This is a genomic window from Pseudomonas sp. Irchel s3b6 (assembly GCF_900187415.1).
Classification (GTDB): Bacteria; Pseudomonadota; Gammaproteobacteria; order Pseudomonadales; family Pseudomonadaceae; genus Aquipseudomonas.
Genome location: NZ_FYDM01000018.1, coordinates 45,485 through 61,185, shown reverse-complemented (window position 1 = coordinate 61,185; position 15,701 = coordinate 45,485). Strand labels below are relative to the sequence as shown.

The window sequence follows — 15,701 nt, the reverse complement described above, 5'->3', positions numbered from 1 at the left end:
TCAACCTCCCGCGTAACGCCCGCTCGACGGACCTTAGTGCAGGCCCTGAATGTAGCTGGACACCGCTTCGATGTCTTTGTTGCTCAGCTTGGCTGCAACGCTTTGCATGATTTTCGCGTCACCGTCGTTGGTACGGTTGCCTTCACGGAAATCGGTCAGTTGCTTGGCGGTGTATTGAGCGTGCTGGCCACCCAGGTGCGGGAAAGCAGCTGCCGCGTTGCCGGCGCCGTTAGGCGAGTGGCAACCGGTGCACGATGGCATGCCCTGCTCCAGTTTGCCGCCGCGGAACAACTCTTCACCGCGAGCCACGACTTTCGGGTCTGCCGCGCCGACGCTGCCTTTCTGGCTGGCGAAGTAGGCTGAAATGTCAGCCAGGTCCTGATCGCTCAGGTTGGTCAGCAGGCCGGTCATCTCCAGAACGGTGCGCTTGCCCGACTTGATGTCGTGCAGTTGCTTGTTCAGGTAACGCTCACCCTGACCCGCCAGTTTTGGAAAGTTTGGCGCCATGCTGTTGCCATCCGGGCCATGGCAAGCACCACATACTGCGGCTTTCGCCTGACCAGCAGCAGCGTCGCCCGCAGCATGGGCGCCACCTGCGATGCCCAGGGTCAACAGCAGACTCACGACTAATTTGTTCATCAGCTAATCCAACTACGGCTAAGGGTTAAAGAGTTATGGACCGGGATCACTCGCTCATCCACTGGATGATTGCCTGGTAATCCTCGGCACTGCAGTCCATGCACAAACCACGCGGCGGCATCGCCTTGAAACCCTGGGTCACGTGTTGCACCAGCGTCTCCATACCTTGCGCCAGTCTTGGCGCCCAAGCTTCCTGATCGCCCTTTTGAGGCGCCGTCGGGAGTTGGCCGGAATGACAGGCTCCACAAACACGGTTGTACACAGCTTCCGGATCCTGTGTAGCCTGCGCGCCATAAAGCGGCATCAAGACACCGGCAGCTAGCAGCCATTTCGTCATAAAACGACCTTTTCAGGGTTGAGAGCGTGCTGCGTTCTTATGCGCAATCAAGGTCAATCGCTCTCGTGAACTTCATCCTACGCTGGGACAAAGCGCACACAAAATCTGCGGCATTATATACTGGCGTCACTGAAACGGAAACGACGCAGCTCTTTGCGACCATTCTCGGCACCGCCCACATCGGAAATCCCATGCAACTCAAGAACCCCATCCTTGGTCTGTGCCAACAGTCCACCTTCATGCTCAGCGCTGCCAAAGTCGATCAATGCCCTGACGACGAAGGCTTTGAAGTGGCCTTCGCCGGGCGTTCCAACGCCGGCAAGTCCAGCGCGCTGAACACCCTGACCCACGCCAGCCTGGCGCGCACCTCGAAGACTCCGGGTCGCACACAGCTGTTGAACTTCTTCAAGCTAGACGAAGATCGGCGTCTGGTCGACCTGCCGGGCTACGGTTACGCGAAAGTGCCAATCCCGCTGAAGCAGCACTGGCAGCGCCACCTGGAAGCCTACCTGGGCAGCCGCGAGAGCTTGAAGGGCCTGATTCTGATGATGGACATCCGTCATCCAATGACCGACTTCGACCTGTTGATGCTCGACTGGGCTGTCGCCAGCGGCATGCCGATGCACATTCTGCTGACCAAGGCCGACAAACTGACCTACGGCGCGGCGAAGAACTCACTGCTCAAGGTTCAGGCAGAAATCCGCAAAGGCTGGGGCGAAGCCGTGACCATCCAGCTGTTCTCGGCCCCCAAACGCCTGGGTCTGGAAGAGGCCTACACGGTATTGGCGGACTGGATGGAACTGGCGGACAAGGGCGCCGAGACAGAAGCTCAATAAGCTTTTGGGAAATGCGAAAACTGTTTGTGGGACGGTCAGGCAAGGCAAAAGCGCAGCTCGAAACGACCGGGGTCGCGTTCGACTTTAGGGGCCTAAATGAGCATTTCGAGCCGCGCTTTTAACGCAGCATGGCCGTTCCACAGACAGTTTTCAGGCAAAAAAAACCCCGAACTACATATGGGGAGGGAGTAGTTCGGGGTCTAAGTTCCGGACCGCTAGGGCGGGGTCCAGATATCTGCCAACACTTAACACAACATAGGAGCATCGAAGGGCTTCACCACCCATTCAGTAATTCTGAGTGGGGGTTCACGGATTTAGTTCCGGCCAGTTTCAAAATCGATTGGAATAATCCAAGATTTTTTCGAGCTAACAGCCCTTCGCCTGCGATGGCCGCGACACTATGCCGCGGCCAATTGCGCCTCAAAACGGCTTAATGAGCCTCATCCCAGTTGTTTCCGACACCGACGTCCACCAGAAGAGGCACATCCAGGGCCGCCGCGCCGCTCATGTGCACGCGAATTTCCTCGCGAACCTGGTCGACCAGGTCCTCGCGAACCTCCAGCACCAGTTCATCGTGTACCTGCAGGATGACTTTGGCGTCCAGGCCGGAAGCCATCAGCCAGTTATCCACCGCCACCATGGCTTTCTTGATGATGTCTGCCGCCGTGCCCTGCATCGGCGCGTTGATCGCCGTGCGTTCGGCGCCAGCGCGCTCCTGGGGTTTGTTGGAGTGGATCTCGGGCAGGTACAGGCGGCGCCCGAACAGCGTTTCTACATACCCCTGGTCCGCCGCCTGGGCACGGGTGCGCTCCATGTACTCGCGCACGCCGGGATAGCGGGCAAAATAGGTGTCGATGTAGGCCTTGGCCTGCTTGGTATCGACGCCAATGTCCTTGCCGAGCTTCTGCGCCCCCATGCCGTAGATCAGACCGAAGTTAATCGCCTTGGCGCTGCGACGCTGGTCGGACGTGACGTCCTGAAGCTCAACCTTGAACACCTCGGCGGCCGTGGCCGTGTGCACGTCCAGGTTGTTGCGAAACGCATTGAGCAGGCCTTCGTCCCGGGACAGGTGCGCCATGATCCGCAGCTCGATCTGCGAATAGTCCGCCGCCAGCAGTTTGTAGCCGCTCGGGGCGATAAAAGCCTGGCGGATGCGCCGGCCCTCGGCGGTACGCACCGGAATGTTCTGCAGGTTCGGATCACTGGAGGACAGGCGCCCGGTGGACGCCACCGCCTGGTGATAAGAGGTGTGAATCCGCCCGGTGCGCGGGTTGATCTGCTCAGGGAGGCGGTCGGTGTAGGTGCTCTTGAGCTTGCTCATGGAGCGGTATTGCATCAGCACCTTGGGCAGTTGGTAGTCATCTTCCGCCAGCTTGGCCAGCACCTCTTCGGCGGTGGACGGCTGGCCCTTGGCGGTTTTCTTCAGCACCGGATAGCCGAGCTTTTCGTAGAGGATCGCACCCAACTGCTTGGGCGAGCCGAGATTGAACTCCTCACCGGCGATGTGAATGGCTTCACGCTCCAGGGCTGTCATCTTGTCGCCCAGCTCAATGCTCTGCACCCCCAACAGCTCGGCATCCACCAGCGCACCCTGGCGTTCGATGCGCGCCAGCACCGGCACCAACGGCATCTCGATATCGCTCAGCACACTGGCCAGGCTCGGGATGGCGGCCAGCTTCTCGTGCAGGGTCTGGTGCAGCCGCAGGGTCACATCGGCGTCTTCAGCAGCATAAGGCCCGGCCTGCTCAAGGGCGATCTGATCGAAGGTCAGCTGCTTGGCCCCTTTGCCCGCGATGTCCTGGAAGCTCACGGTGGTGTAGTCCAGGTACTTCTGCGCCAGGCTGTCCATGTCATGGCGGGTGGCGGTGGAGTTGAGCACATAGGACTCAAGCATGGTGTCGAAGGCAATGCCGCGCACGGTGATGCCGCAGGCTGGATCGCCACCGATGGCGCAGTTGGCCAGGATATTCATGTCGAACTTGGCGTGCTGGCCAACCTTGAGCTTGTCCGGGTCCTCCAGCAGCGGCTTCAGGGCACGCAGGACGCTGTCGCGATCCAACTGCTCCGGCACACCTTCGTAGGCGTGAATCAGCGGAATGTAGGCCGCTTCAAAAGGTTGCACGGCGAAGGACAGCCCCACCAGTTGCGCCTGCTGGGCGTCGATACCGGTGGTTTCCGTGTCGAAGGCAAACAGCTTGGCGCCATTGAGCTTCTTCAGCCAGGCGTCGAAACGGGCCTGATCGAGGATGGTTTCGTAGCGCGCTTCAACGACCACGGGCGCGCTGGCTTCGGTCTCGGTGGCACTCAACAGATCAGCCACCGGCTCAGGCTGGGGAGCGGCACTCAGCTCAAGACGCTTGGCATCGCGTTGCAGCTCATCGAACCAGCTCTTGAATTCAAGCAGGGTGTAGAGCTCGGCCAGTTTTTCGCGGTCCGGCTCGCCCAGGTGCAAATCGTCCAGCCCCACGTCCAGCGGCACGTCGACCTTGATGGTCGCCAGTCGATAGGAGAGGAACGCCATCTCCTTGTGCTCTTCGAGCTTGGCCGGCAGGGTCTTGGCCCCGCGAATCGGCAGGGTCGGCACGATATCGAGCTGTGCATACAGCTCGGTCAGGCCGCCATTGACGCCCACCAACAGGCCGGACGCAGTCTTCGGGCCAATCCCCGGAACGCCCGGAATGTTGTCGGAGGAATCGCCCATCAACGCCAGATAGTCGATGATCTGCTCGGGAGCGACGCCGAATTTCTCCTTCACGCCAGCCACGTCCATCGCGCTACCGGTCATGGTATTGACCAAGGTAATGTGCCCGTCGACCAGCTGCGCCATGTCCTTGTCGCCCGTGGAGATCACCACCGGGCGGTCAGCGGCCGCGCTGCTGCGGGCCAGCGTGCCGATCACGTCGTCCGCTTCAACGCCTTCCACGCACAACAGCGGGAAGCCCAGGGCAATCACGCTGGCATGCAGGGGCTCGATCTGCACGCGCATATCGTCGGGCATGCTCGGGCGATTGGCCTTGTATTCGGCGTACATGTCGTCGCGAAATGTCCCACCCTTGGCGTCGAACACGACGGCGAACGGGCTGTTCGGGTACTGCTTGCGCAGACTCTTGAGCATGTTCAGCACGCCCTTGACCGCACCGGTTGGCAGGCCTTTGGAGGTAGTCAAAGGTGGCAGCGCGTGAAAGGCGCGGTACAGGTATGAAGAACCGTCCACCAGGACGAGGGGGGCTTGGCTCATGAGCAGGATCAACCTTTTCGGCGGGTCCGGCGCTAGAATAGCGGGACCGTTGACGACAAAGGGACAAGGTTATCATGCGTACACTCAATCGCCTGTTGCTGGCTGGCTTGTTTACCTGCATTCCGCTGGCTGCCATGGCAGCGGATGACGCACCGACCCCAGAACCGGAAGTCACCATTCGCACTGAAGGTGACAAGACCATCCAGGAATACCGCCAGAACGGCTTCCTGTATGCGATCAAGGTCACTCCGAAGGGCGGCAAACCGTATTTCCTGGTGCGCTCGGACGGAACGGAAGCCAATTTCATCCGCTCGGATCAGCCGGATATGCTGATCCCTGCCTGGGAAATTTTTTCGTGGAAGTAGTTTCTTAACTTTAATCGGTGCTGGCTCTATAGCAGCACCCGAACTGAGCAGTTTTTAACCATGTCTGTGTTCACCCCCCTGGCTCGGCCCGAGCTGGAAACCTTTCTCGCCCCTTATGGGCTCGGCCGCCTGCTTGATTTCCAGGGGATCGCCGCGGGCAGTGAAAACACCAACTACTTCATCAGCCTGGAGCAGGGCGAGTTTGTCCTGACCCTGATTGAGCGTGGCCCGGCGCAGGAAATGCCGTTCTTCATCGAACTGCTCGACGTGTTGCACAACGCCGACCTGCCGGTGCCCTATGCGCTACGCACCACCGAGGGTGTCGCCCTGCGTGAGCTGGCGGGCAAGCCTGCGCTGTTGCAGCCACGCCTGGCCGGCAAGCACATCAAAGTCGCCAACGCGCAGCACTGTGTGCAGGTCGGGGAACTGCTGGGGCATCTGCACCTGGCAACCAAAGACAAGATGATCAAGCGCAAGACCGATCGCGGCCTGGACTGGATGCTCGAAGAGGGCACACAACTTCTGTCGCACCTGGGGGTTGAGTCGCGCGCATTGCTACAGCGCGCACTGGATGAAATCACCGCCCGCAAAGACAGCATCCTGGCGTTGCCACGGGCCAACATCCACGCCGACCTGTTCCGCGACAACGCCATGTTTGAAGGCACGCACCTGACCGGGCTGATCGATTTCTACAACGCCTGCTCGGGGCCGATGCTCTACGACGTGGCCATCGCCCTGAATGACTGGTGTTCGGACGATGACGGCTTGATTGACGGCCCACGGGCGCGGGCATTGCTCGGCGCCTACGCCGCGCTGCGGCCGTTCACCCCGGCCGAGGCCGAACTGTGGCCGACCCTGTTGCGGGTGGCCTGCGTGCGCTTCTGGTTGTCACGCCTGATCGCTGCCGAGTCCTTTGCCGGACAGGACGTGCTGATTCACGACCCGAAAGAGTTCGAGCATCGCCTGGCGCAGCGTCAACTGGTCAGCACGCCGCTGCCGTTCGCCATTTAAAGGCATCGCGGGCGGCATTCTGCTTGCCCGCGAATGGAATGGCGCCTGTTTTCCGGTTACAGCGACTCCAGGCACCCCGCCAGATCATTCCCCAACTTCTCCAGCACCTGCTCATAACCCCGTGCGGTGGCTGGTGTGTAGCCACCCAGCGCATCAAGTTCCGCCAGTTTCACCGGCAGGCCGGCCACCAGCGTCTCGGCCAGGCGAGGGCGCAGCGGCGGCTCGCTGAACACGCAAGTCTTGCCGACCGCTTGCAGACGCGCGCGCATCGCAGCGACGTGCTGGGCACCGGGCTGAACTTCGGCGGCCACACTGAACACACCCGCATGCTTGAGGCCGTAGGCATCCTCAAAGTAGTCGAACGCTTCATGGAACACGAAGTAGGGCTTGCCCTCGACAACCGCCAGGCGGGCTTTCAATCGCAGATCCAGCGCATCCAGTCGCTCATCGAATGCCTTGAGGTTGCCTTGGTAGCGCCCAGCATTGGCCGGATCGACTGCACTCAGGTCGGCGGCGATTTTAGCGGCGATGACACGCGCATTGACCGGCGACAGCCACAAGTGGGCATCGAGACTACCGGGGCGGTGATCATGGTCATGCTCGTCAGCCTCTTCGGCGTGGGCGTGGTTGTCTTCGCCAAAATGGCGCAGCTTCAAGCCTGGCAGGTCCTGCACGGCCACCGATGGCAAGGTGCGCCCCTTGAGTACGCGGGGCAGGAAGCCCTCCATGTCCGGCCCGATCCAGTACAGCAGGTCCGCCGACTGCACGCGCCGTACGTCGGAAGGCCGCAAGGCATAGTTATGTGGCGATGCACCCGGTGGCAGCAGGACTTCCGGCACCCCCGCGCCATCCTGCACCGCAGCGGCAATCAGTTGCAGCGGCTTGATGCTGGTGAGCACTTTGACTTCGGCGTGAGCGGCGCTGAAAGCGAACAAACTGGCAGTAAATGTGACAAGGATGGCAAAAAGTCTGGGCACGATAACCACTCAAAGGGGCGAGAACGAGTAACATAATAACGTCTCTCACAAAACTCGTCGCCGCTCATGCCTATCACACCGCTCGCCAGCCGTCCCCACGACCACTCACATTGCGTGCACAGCGCACTGTCCGAGGCCGATGCCATCTGCGCACGCCAAGGGTTGCGCCTGACCGCATTGCGTCGGCGGGTACTGGAACTGGTGTGGCAAAGCCACAAGCCGCTGGGGGCCTACGACATCCTGGCGGTGCTCAGCGAGCAGGATGGCCGCCGCGCAGCACCGCCGACGGTCTACCGCGCCCTGGATTTCCTGCTGGATAACGGCCTGGTGCATCGGATCTCGTCGCTCAACGCCTTTGTCGGCTGCAACCATCCGGGGCACGCCCATCAGGGGCAGTTCCTGATTTGCCGCGAGTGCCATGCCGCCATCGAGCTGGAGCAAACCTCCATCAGCGACGCCATCATCCACAGCGCCAGCGACGTCGGGTTCGTGGTTGAAGGCCAGACCGTCGAAGTGGTCGGTCTCTGCGCCGGTTGCCAGGGGGCTTGATGAGCACAGCGTTGATCCGCCTTGAGCAAGTTGCGGTGACCTTTGCCGGGCAAACCGTGCTGGACAACATCGAGCTGAGTGTCGAGCCGGGACAGATTGTCACTCTGATCGGCCCCAACGGCGCCGGCAAGACCACCCTGGTGCGTGCCGTGCTCGGCCTGCTCAAGCCCGACAGCGGCAGCGTATGGCGCAAGCCAAAGCTGAGAGTCGGCTACATGCCGCAGAAACTGCACGTCGACCCGACCCTCCCGCTGTCGGTACTGCGTTTTCTGCGCCTGGTCCCCGGCGTCGATCGCGCCCGGGCCCTGGCCGCACTCAAGGAAGTCGGTGCCGAACAGGTCATCGACAGCCCGGTACAGAGCGTCTCTGGCGGTGAAATGCAGCGCGTTCTGTTGGCCCGTGCCTTGCTGCGCGAGCCGGAGTTGCTGGTCCTCGACGAACCGGTGCAAGGCGTCGACGTGGCCGGGCAAGCCGAGCTGTACAGCCTGATCACGCGCCTGCGTGATCGCCACGGCTGCGGCGTGCTGATGGTTTCCCACGACCTGCACCTGGTGATGAGCACCACCGACCAGGTGGTCTGCCTCAATCGCCACGTCTGCTGCTCCGGACATCCCGAGCAGGTCAGCGGCGATCCGGCGTTCGTCGAACTGTTCGGCAAGAACGCGCAAAGCCTGGCGATCTATCACCACCATCACGACCATGCCCACGACCTGCATGGCTCGGTGGTCAGCGCGGCACCGTCCGCTCACACCCACGTTCACGGAGATGGCTGCAAGCATGGCTGATTTTCTGTTGTATGCCCTGCTTGCAGGCCTGGCCCTGGCTGTCGTCGCGGGCCCCCTGGGATCCTTCGTGGTCTGGCGGCGCATGGCTTATTTTGGCGACACCTTGTCCCACGCGGCCTTGCTCGGCGTGGCGCTGGGCTTTTTGCTGGATGTCAGCCCGACCATCGCGGTCACGGTCGGCTGCCTGTTGCTGGCCGTGCTCCTGGTGACCCTGCAACAGCGCCAGCCACTGGCTTCCGACACCTTGCTGGGGATTCTTGCACCGAGCACGCTCTCTCTGGGCCTGGTGGTACTAAGCTTCATGCATGAAGTGCGGATCGACCTGATGGCTTACCTGTTCGGCGACCTGCTGGCGATCAGCCCTAGCGATCTTGCGTGGATTCTCGGCGGCAGCGCAGCGGTTCTGCTGTTACTGGTGGCGCTGTGGCGGCCGCTGCTGGCGATTACCGTGCATGAAGAGTTGGCCAGGGTCGAAGGCTTGCCCGTAGCCGGGCTGCGCCTGGCCTTGATGCTGTTGATTGCGGTCGTGATCGCGGTGGCGATGAAAATCGTCGGCGTGCTGCTGATTACTTCGTTGCTGATCATTCCGGCGGCGGCGGCACAACGTCACGCGCGATCGCCCGAGCAGATGGCCTTGGGCGCGAGTTTGCTGGGTATACTCGCGGTCTGCGGTGGCCTGGCGCTGTCGTGGTTCAAGGACACGCCGGCTGGCCCATCGATTGTGGTCGCCGCCGCCGCGCTGTTTTTGCTGAGTTTTGTCCTGCCCCGTCGAGGGGTGTAGACTTGCTCGTTTTTTGCGCAATCAGAGAGTCGCAGGAATGAAGCCGTTCGCCTCCCGTTATCTGCTCCTTGTTGCATTTTTGCTGCTGGGTGCCTGCCAGAGCACACCGCCCCCCGAGGCCCCGGACGCGCGGGCGCCGGCAATCGCGCAGCTGGAGCAAAGCCTGGCCAGCAGTGAGCTGGCCACTGCCGAAGATCAATTGGCCGCCCTACAGGCGCAATCACCCAATGATCCGTCGCTGGAGCCCTACCAACGACAACTCGCCGAAGCCTATCTGCAACGCAGCCAGATCATGCTGCAAAAAGGTGATGTCAATGCCGCCGCTACGGCCCTGAGCCGGGCTCGTGTCCTGATGCCCAAGGCCCCGGCACTGACCGGTGGTGTCAACGGCGCTATCACCCAAGCCCGTAAAGCCGAGCTGGAAAAAGCCGAGGCCGCCCTCCAGGCAGCCGCCGCCAAACCGGTTGCCAAAGTCATCGACCCAACGGCTGAAAGCACAACAATTGCGCTGAACATCACCGATAGCAAGCAACTACGCCGGCAACTCGACGCGATTGCCGCTGACGTGGTGAATTACCAGTGCGACGTGAGCATCCAGGCCCCGCGCACCGAGGATTACCCCTGGCTGGCCACGTTGCTGACCAAACGTGTGCAAAAGCTGGACCCAGGCTTCGACCTGGACATCGAGCGACAAATCCTGCGGCACGTCCCGGCGCAAATGGTGTTGTCACCGCGCAAACCGTAAGTGAGATCGCCGCGTGGCCAGCGTCTTCATCGAGAAGAACACGCTGGCCACGCGGCGATCTTGTGCATTTACGGTTGTTTCGTTATCGCCAAATGGCATGACGAACGCAAAATAAATGCTAAGAACCTCTATACGGACACGCTAAAATGCCCGCCCGGCTAACCGCTGATCCTTTTCCAACGCGCCCCACAAGGTTCGCTACGTGATCGAGTTTCAAAACGTCCATAAAACCTACCGCGTTGCCGGTAAGGATATTCCCGCACTGAACCCGACCAGTCTGACGATTGAGAACGGCCAGGTGTTTGGCCTGATCGGCCATTCCGGCGCGGGAAAAAGTACCCTGTTGCGCCTGATCAACCGCCTGGAGGATGCCAGCGGCGGCAAGATCACCGTGGATGGCGAGGAAGTCACCGCGCTGGACGCCAATGCGCTGCGCCGCTTCCGTCAACAAGTCGGGATGATCTTTCAGCACTTCAACCTGCTGGCCTCCAAGACAGTCGCGGACAACGTGGCCCTGCCGTTGAATCTGGCCGGCGAGCTGTCGCGCAGCGAGATCGACCTGCGCGTGGCCGAGTTGCTGGCGCGGGTAGGCTTGTCCGACCACGCCAAGAAGTACCCGGCGCAGTTGTCCGGTGGCCAGAAGCAGCGCGTCGGCATCGCCCGCGCCCTGGCAACCAAGCCGAAAATCCTGCTGTGCGACGAAGCCACCAGCGCCCTGGACCCGCAAACCACTGCGTCGGTCCTGCAACTGTTGGCCGAGATCAACCGCGAGCTGAAGCTGACCATCGTGCTGATCACCCATGAAATGGACGTGATTCGTCGCGTTTGCGATCAAGTGGCCGTGATGGATGCCGGCTCGATCGTCGAACAGGGTCCGGTGGCCGAGGTGTTTCTGCACCCCAAGCATCCAACCACCAAGCGGTTTGTTCAGGAAGACGAGCACATCGACGAAAGCGAGCAGCGTGATGACTTCGCGCACGTGCCGGGCCGTATCGTGCGCCTGACCTTCCAGGGTGATTCGACCTACGCACCCTTGCTGGGCACCGTCGCCCGCGAAACGGGGGTGGACTACAGCATCCTCGCCGGCCGTATCGACCGCATCAAAGACGTCCCTTACGGGCAACTGACCCTGGCCATCACCGGCGGTGACATGGAAGCGGCCTTTGCCCACTTCACCGCAGCGGATGTCCACATGGAGGTGCTGCGCTAATGGAACTGCTGACAAGTTTCTTCGCCAATATCGACTGGTATGAAATCTGGCTGGCCACCGGCGACACCTTGCTGATGCTCGGTGGCTCGCTGCTGTTCACCGTATTGCTCGGCCTGCCGCTGGGCGTCCTGCTATTCCTTTGCAGCCCACGCCAGTTGCTGGAAGCCAAAGGTGTTTACGCGCTGCTGTCGCTGATCGTGAACATCCTGCGCTCGCTGCCGTTCATCATTCTGTTGATCGTGATGATCCCGTTCACCGTACTGATCACCGGCACCTCGCTGGGTGTCGGTGGCGCGATCCCGCCTCTGGTGGTTGGCGCGACGCCATTCTTCGCCCGCCTGGTGGAAACCGCCCTGCGTGAAGTCGATCGCGGCATCATCGAAGCGACCCAGGCCATGGGCGCGACCACGCGCCAGATCATCACCAACGCCTTGCTGCCGGAAGCCCGTCCGGGCATCTTCGCGGCGATCACGGTGACTGCGATCACGCTGGTGTCCTACACGGCCATGGCCGGTGTGGTGGGCGCCGGTGGCCTGGGTGACCTGGCGATCCGCTTCGGTTACCAGCGCTTCCAGACGGATGTGATGGTGGTGACCGTGGTGTTGCTGCTGGTGCTGGTCCAGGTTCTGCAAACCGTCGGCGATAAGCTGGTGGTGCACTTTTCCCGAAAATAAATGCAATCGCCGGCATCACGCTGGCAGGCGCCCGAAAAGGGCGCCTCAAAAGGAGTTTGCTGAATGAAAAAACTACTCGTCGCGTTCGCTGCCGTTGCCTCGTTCGCCGCCAATGCCGCTGAAACCCTGACGGTCGCCGCGACTCCGGTACCGCACGCGGAAATCCTCGAATTCGTGAAGCCAGCCCTGGCCAAGGAAGGCGTGGACCTCAAGGTCAAGGTCTTCACCGACTACGTACAGCCGAACGTACAGGTGGCCGAAAAACGCCTGGATGCCAACTTCTTCCAGCACCAGCCGTACCTCGATGAGTTCAACAAGGCCAAGGGCACTCACCTGGTGAGCGTGGCCGGTGTGCACATCGAACCGCTGGGCGCTTACTCCAGCAAGTTCAAGGCACTGGCTGACCTGCCAGGCGGCGCCACCGTGGTTATCCCGAACGACGCCACCAACGGTGGCCGCGCGCTGCTGTTGCTGGACAAGGCCGGCCTGATCAAGCTGAAGGACTCGAACAACATCCTGTCGACCGTCAAGGACATCACCGAGAACGCCAAGGGCCTGAAGTTCCGTGAACTGGAAGCCGCGACCATCCCGCGCGTGCTGACCCAGGTCGACCTGGCGCTGATCAACACCAACTACGCGCTGGAAGCCAAGCTTGACCCGTCCAAGGACGCGCTGACCATCGAAGGCAAAGACTCGCCTTACGTGAACATCCTGGTTGCCCGTCCGGACGACAAGGACAGCGAGGCCATGAAGAAGCTGATTGCAGCCCTGCATACGCCAGAAGTGAAAGCGTTCATTCTCGAGAAGTACAAAGGCGCGGTATTGCCAGCGTTCTGATCTGACGCTTTAACAAAAAAATGGGGCGCATTCATTGCGCCCCATTTTTTTTGCCTGAAACACTGACGTTGTGACAGCGAGCTTGCTCGCTCCCACAGATTACGTGTCGCCTTATTGACGCTTGAGCATCTCCGGCAGTTGCACCACCAGCTTCTGGTTATTCAACGGCGCACGAATGAAGCCGCGCTGGGTGCCATCCGGGCCGATCACCGCCAGGTTACCGCTGTGGTCAACGGTGTAGTTGGGTTTGCTGGTGTCGGCAGGGATAAACGGAATGCTCATCGCGTTGGCGACTTTTTGCAGCTCCTCTACCGAGTTCGGCGTCAGGCCGATGAACTGCGGGTCGAAATAGCCCAGGTACTGTTTGAGCTGCTTGGGCGTGTCGCGGTTCGGGTCGACGCTGACCAGGACGATCTGCAGTTTGTCGACCGCATCGGCCGGCAGTTCGCCTTTGATCTGGCGCAACTGCGCCAAGGTGGTCGGGCAGATGTCCGGGCAGAAGGTGTAGCCGAAAAACACCAGGCTCCATTTACCCTTCAATTCGTTGACCGTGACCGGCTGGCCGTCCTGGTTGGTCATCTGCACGTCCGGCAGGTTACGGCTTTGCGGCAACAGGATGATCCCGGCATCGATCAACGCAGTGGGATCGCCCTGCCCCTTGCCATTCAGCACTTTGTTGATGGTCAGCCCCAGCACCAGCGCAATCAGGGCAACAAGTATGAAGACGGTTTTCTGGGTTCGTGTCATAGGTTCAACATTAGGTAGTGGTCTACGAGCAGGGCGATGAACAGCAGGAACAAGTAGTAAATAGAGTACTTGAAGGTATTGATCGCCGCATGCGGCCGAGTGCCACGGTACAGCACCACGGCCCATTGCAGAAACCTCGCGCCCAGGCCCAGGGCACAGGCCAGATAAAGCAGGCCGCTCATGTGGATCACATAGGGCATCAGGCTCACCGCCAGCAGGACGAAGGTGTAGAGCAGGATGTGGACCTTGGTGTAGTGCTCGCCATGGGTCACTGGCAGCATGGGTATGTCGGCCTTGGCATACTCCTCCTTGCGATGAATCGCCAGCGCCCAGAAATGCGGCGGGGTCCAGGCGAAGATGATCAGCACCAGCAGCAAGGGCTCAGCACTGACATGCCCGGTGATCGCCACCCAGCCGAGCAGGGGCGGCGCGGCACCGGCCAGCCCGCCGATCACGATGTTTTGTGGTGTCGCACGCTTGAGGAAACCGGTATAGACCACCGCATACCCCAGCAAAGACGCGAGGGTCAGCCACGCTGTCAGCGGATTGGTGAACACCAGCAGCACGGCCTGCCCGCTCACCGCCAGGATCAACGCAAACGTCAGCGCGGCCGCGGGGGACACCCGGCCTTCGGCCAATGGCCGCTTGTGGGTGCGGGCCATGACCGCGTCGATCCGCCGATCCACCACATGGTTGACCGCCGCCGCGCCACCGGCGCACAGGGCGATCCCTAGGTTGCCGAACACCAGCACCGTCCACGGCACTCCCGCACGCGTGGCGAGAAACATGCCCACCAGCGAGGTGATCAGCATCAACACCACCACCTTGGGTTTGGTCAGCTCCAGATAGTCACGCCAGGTTGCCTGACTGTGACGCTCGCCGATCAGAGTCGCCATGGCATTTCTCCTTTTATGGTGATGGGCCCAGCGGTGTGCCTACGAGGGCTCAGGCGCCAGCGCCCGAGCGCTTGTTGCTTGACCCGGACCAGACTGGTTCGTGCGTGATAATTGACCAGCACCATGCTCAGCAGCAGCGCCGCGCCACCGGCGTTATGGGCAACGGCCACGGGCAAGGGCAGGTGAAACAGCACGTTGCTGATGCCCAGGGTGATCTGTGCCGCCAGCGCCACCAGCACCAACCCGGCAAGCCGGGTCATGCCAACGCTCCGCAGTTGCCAGGCCAGGCCCAATAACACCAGGGTGACCAGCAAGGCGCCGATCCGGTGCGTCAGGTGGATGGCCGTGCGCGCATCACTGTCCAGTTGCCCGCCCAGGTAGTTGGGGCCGATGTGCTGGGTCAGGTGAAAGCCGTTGGCGAAATCAGCCGGTGGCAGCCATTGCCCGTGGCAGGTGGGGAAGTCGATACAGGCCACCGCCGCGTAGTTGGAACTGACCCAGCCACCCAGGGCGATCTGGCCGATCACCAGCAGCAAGCCGGCCGTCGCCCAATACTGCAGGCGTCGCGGCACGATCAACGCCGGCAAGACGCCAGACAGGCGCAAGGTCAGCAAGAACAACAGGCTCAAGGTGGCAAAACCACCCAGCAGATGCCCCGTCACCACCTGTGGCCAGAGCTTGAGCGTCACGGTCCACATGCCGAAGGCGGCTTGGGCGACCACCACCACCAGCAAGAACAACGGCAGCTTCAGGGGTTGGTCCTGATGATGGCGATGAGTCCAGGCGCGTGCCGCCAGCAACACGATCAGCAGCCCCAGGGTGCCGGCGAAGTAGCGATGGATCATCTCGTTCCAGCCCTTGTGGGCCTCAACCGGTGTATCGGGAAAATGCCGTTCGGCATGGGCCAGTTGGGCTTCGCTTTGCGGCACGCTGACAAAGCCATAGCAACCCGGCCAGTCGGGACAGCCCAGGCCGGCGTGGGTCAACCGGGTATAGGCGCCCAGCAAGACGACAATCAGTGCCAGCAAGGTGGCAAACAGCGCAAGGCGAAATCCAGGTTTGGCCATGACGAAG

The 15,701-nt window shown here is 61.4% G+C and carries 17 protein-coding genes; 10 read left to right on the top strand and 7 right to left on the bottom strand.

Features of this window, described 5'->3' with window-relative positions; translation table 11 throughout:
- Positions 1-33: 33 nt before the first annotated feature.
- Together CKW07_RS22185 and CKW07_RS22180 are read right to left on the bottom strand one after the other, a co-directional pair.
- Positions 34-639 carry a cytochrome c gene (locus CKW07_RS22185; protein WP_095083446.1) on the bottom strand — a complete coding sequence of 202 codons (606 nt, stop codon included), beginning with the start codon at positions 637-639 and terminating at the stop codon, positions 34-36.
- Positions 640-685: 46 nt separating this feature from the next.
- Complete coding sequence (locus tag CKW07_RS22180; RefSeq protein ID WP_095083448.1) at positions 686-976, bottom strand: cytochrome c5 family protein; 291 nt, start codon at positions 974-976, stop codon at positions 686-688.
- A gap of 191 nt (positions 977-1,167) precedes the next feature.
- Here CKW07_RS22180 and yihA point away from each other — a divergent pair, with 191 nt between their 5' ends.
- Positions 1,168-1,812 (top strand): ribosome biogenesis GTP-binding protein YihA/YsxC, encoded by a 645-nt coding sequence (gene yihA / locus CKW07_RS22175; protein WP_095147051.1) that lies wholly within the window; start codon positions 1,168-1,170, stop codon positions 1,810-1,812.
- Positions 1,813-2,242: 430 nt separating this feature from the next.
- Here yihA and polA read toward each other — a convergent pair whose 3' ends face one another.
- The gene (gene polA, locus CKW07_RS22170) at positions 2,243-5,050 is read right to left on the bottom strand and encodes a DNA polymerase I (RefSeq protein WP_095147050.1); all 2,808 of its coding nucleotides are present in this window, start codon (positions 5,048-5,050) and stop codon (positions 2,243-2,245) included.
- Between the two features lie 74 nt (positions 5,051-5,124).
- On the opposite strand from polA, the gene CKW07_RS22165 reads away from it, so the two are divergent.
- Both CKW07_RS22165 and CKW07_RS22160 read left to right on the top strand, forming a co-directional pair.
- Positions 5,125-5,415, top strand: coding sequence for a DUF2782 domain-containing protein (locus CKW07_RS22165; protein ID WP_095083454.1), 291 nt, complete (start codon positions 5,125-5,127; stop codon positions 5,413-5,415).
- Positions 5,416-5,475: 60 nt separating this feature from the next.
- Positions 5,476-6,426 (top strand): homoserine kinase, encoded by a 951-nt coding sequence (locus tag CKW07_RS22160; protein ID WP_095147049.1) that lies wholly within the window; start codon positions 5,476-5,478, stop codon positions 6,424-6,426.
- Between the two features lie 56 nt (positions 6,427-6,482).
- On the opposite strand, the gene CKW07_RS22155 is transcribed toward CKW07_RS22160, so the two are convergent.
- On the bottom strand, positions 6,483-7,412 hold the full coding sequence (locus CKW07_RS22155; RefSeq protein WP_095147048.1) for a zinc ABC transporter substrate-binding protein: 930 nt from the start codon (positions 7,410-7,412) through the stop codon (positions 6,483-6,485).
- 57 nt (positions 7,413-7,469) lie between these two features.
- Between CKW07_RS22155 and CKW07_RS22150 the strand changes: the two genes are divergently transcribed.
- The 7 genes from CKW07_RS22150 (at position 7,470) to CKW07_RS22120 (ending at position 12,984) form a co-directional block, all read left to right on the top strand.
- Positions 7,470-7,952 carry a Fur family transcriptional regulator gene (locus tag CKW07_RS22150; RefSeq protein ID WP_095083460.1) on the top strand — a complete coding sequence of 161 codons (483 nt, stop codon included), beginning with the start codon at positions 7,470-7,472 and terminating at the stop codon, positions 7,950-7,952.
- A complete protein-coding gene (znuC, locus tag CKW07_RS22145) occupies positions 7,952-8,737 on the top strand; it encodes a zinc ABC transporter ATP-binding protein ZnuC (protein WP_095083462.1) in 786 nt (261 codons plus the stop codon). Before CKW07_RS22150 ends, znuC begins: the two co-directional genes overlap by 1 nt.
- Positions 8,730-9,518 carry a zinc ABC transporter permease subunit ZnuB gene (gene znuB, locus CKW07_RS22140; protein WP_095147047.1) on the top strand — a complete coding sequence of 263 codons (789 nt, stop codon included), beginning with the start codon at positions 8,730-8,732 and terminating at the stop codon, positions 9,516-9,518. Before znuC ends, znuB begins: the two co-directional genes overlap by 8 nt.
- A 37-nt stretch (positions 9,519-9,555) precedes the next feature.
- Positions 9,556-10,263 carry a PA5502 family lipoprotein gene (locus CKW07_RS22135; RefSeq protein WP_095147046.1) on the top strand — a complete coding sequence of 236 codons (708 nt, stop codon included), beginning with the start codon at positions 9,556-9,558 and terminating at the stop codon, positions 10,261-10,263.
- Between the two features lie 202 nt (positions 10,264-10,465).
- Positions 10,466-11,473, top strand: coding sequence for a methionine ABC transporter ATP-binding protein (locus CKW07_RS22130; RefSeq protein ID WP_095147045.1), 1,008 nt, complete (start codon positions 10,466-10,468; stop codon positions 11,471-11,473).
- Positions 11,473-12,147, top strand: a complete 675-nt coding sequence (locus CKW07_RS22125) for a methionine ABC transporter permease (RefSeq protein ID WP_027616612.1) — start codon at positions 11,473-11,475, stop codon at positions 12,145-12,147. The genes CKW07_RS22130 and CKW07_RS22125 overlap by 1 nt, the downstream gene beginning before the upstream one ends.
- Positions 12,148-12,210: 63 nt before the next feature.
- Complete coding sequence (locus tag CKW07_RS22120) at positions 12,211-12,984, top strand: MetQ/NlpA family ABC transporter substrate-binding protein (protein ID WP_095147044.1); 774 nt, start codon at positions 12,211-12,213, stop codon at positions 12,982-12,984.
- Between the two features lie 111 nt (positions 12,985-13,095).
- Here CKW07_RS22120 and CKW07_RS22115 read toward each other — a convergent pair whose 3' ends face one another.
- From CKW07_RS22115 to CKW07_RS22105, 3 genes are read right to left on the bottom strand one after another with little or no spacing between them, the layout of a single operon-like run.
- Positions 13,096-13,731 carry an SCO family protein gene (locus CKW07_RS22115; protein WP_095147043.1) on the bottom strand — a complete coding sequence of 212 codons (636 nt, stop codon included), beginning with the start codon at positions 13,729-13,731 and terminating at the stop codon, positions 13,096-13,098.
- Positions 13,728-14,627: a heme o synthase gene (cyoE, locus tag CKW07_RS22110; protein WP_095147042.1), complete on the bottom strand. Its 900-nt coding sequence runs from the start codon at positions 14,625-14,627 to the stop codon at positions 13,728-13,730. The genes CKW07_RS22115 and cyoE overlap by 4 nt, the downstream gene beginning before the upstream one ends.
- The gene (locus tag CKW07_RS22105; protein WP_095147041.1) at positions 14,615-15,694 is read right to left on the bottom strand and encodes a heme A synthase; all 1,080 of its coding nucleotides are present in this window, start codon (positions 15,692-15,694) and stop codon (positions 14,615-14,617) included. The genes cyoE and CKW07_RS22105 overlap by 13 nt, the downstream gene beginning before the upstream one ends.
- Positions 15,695-15,701: the final 7 nt, after the last annotated feature.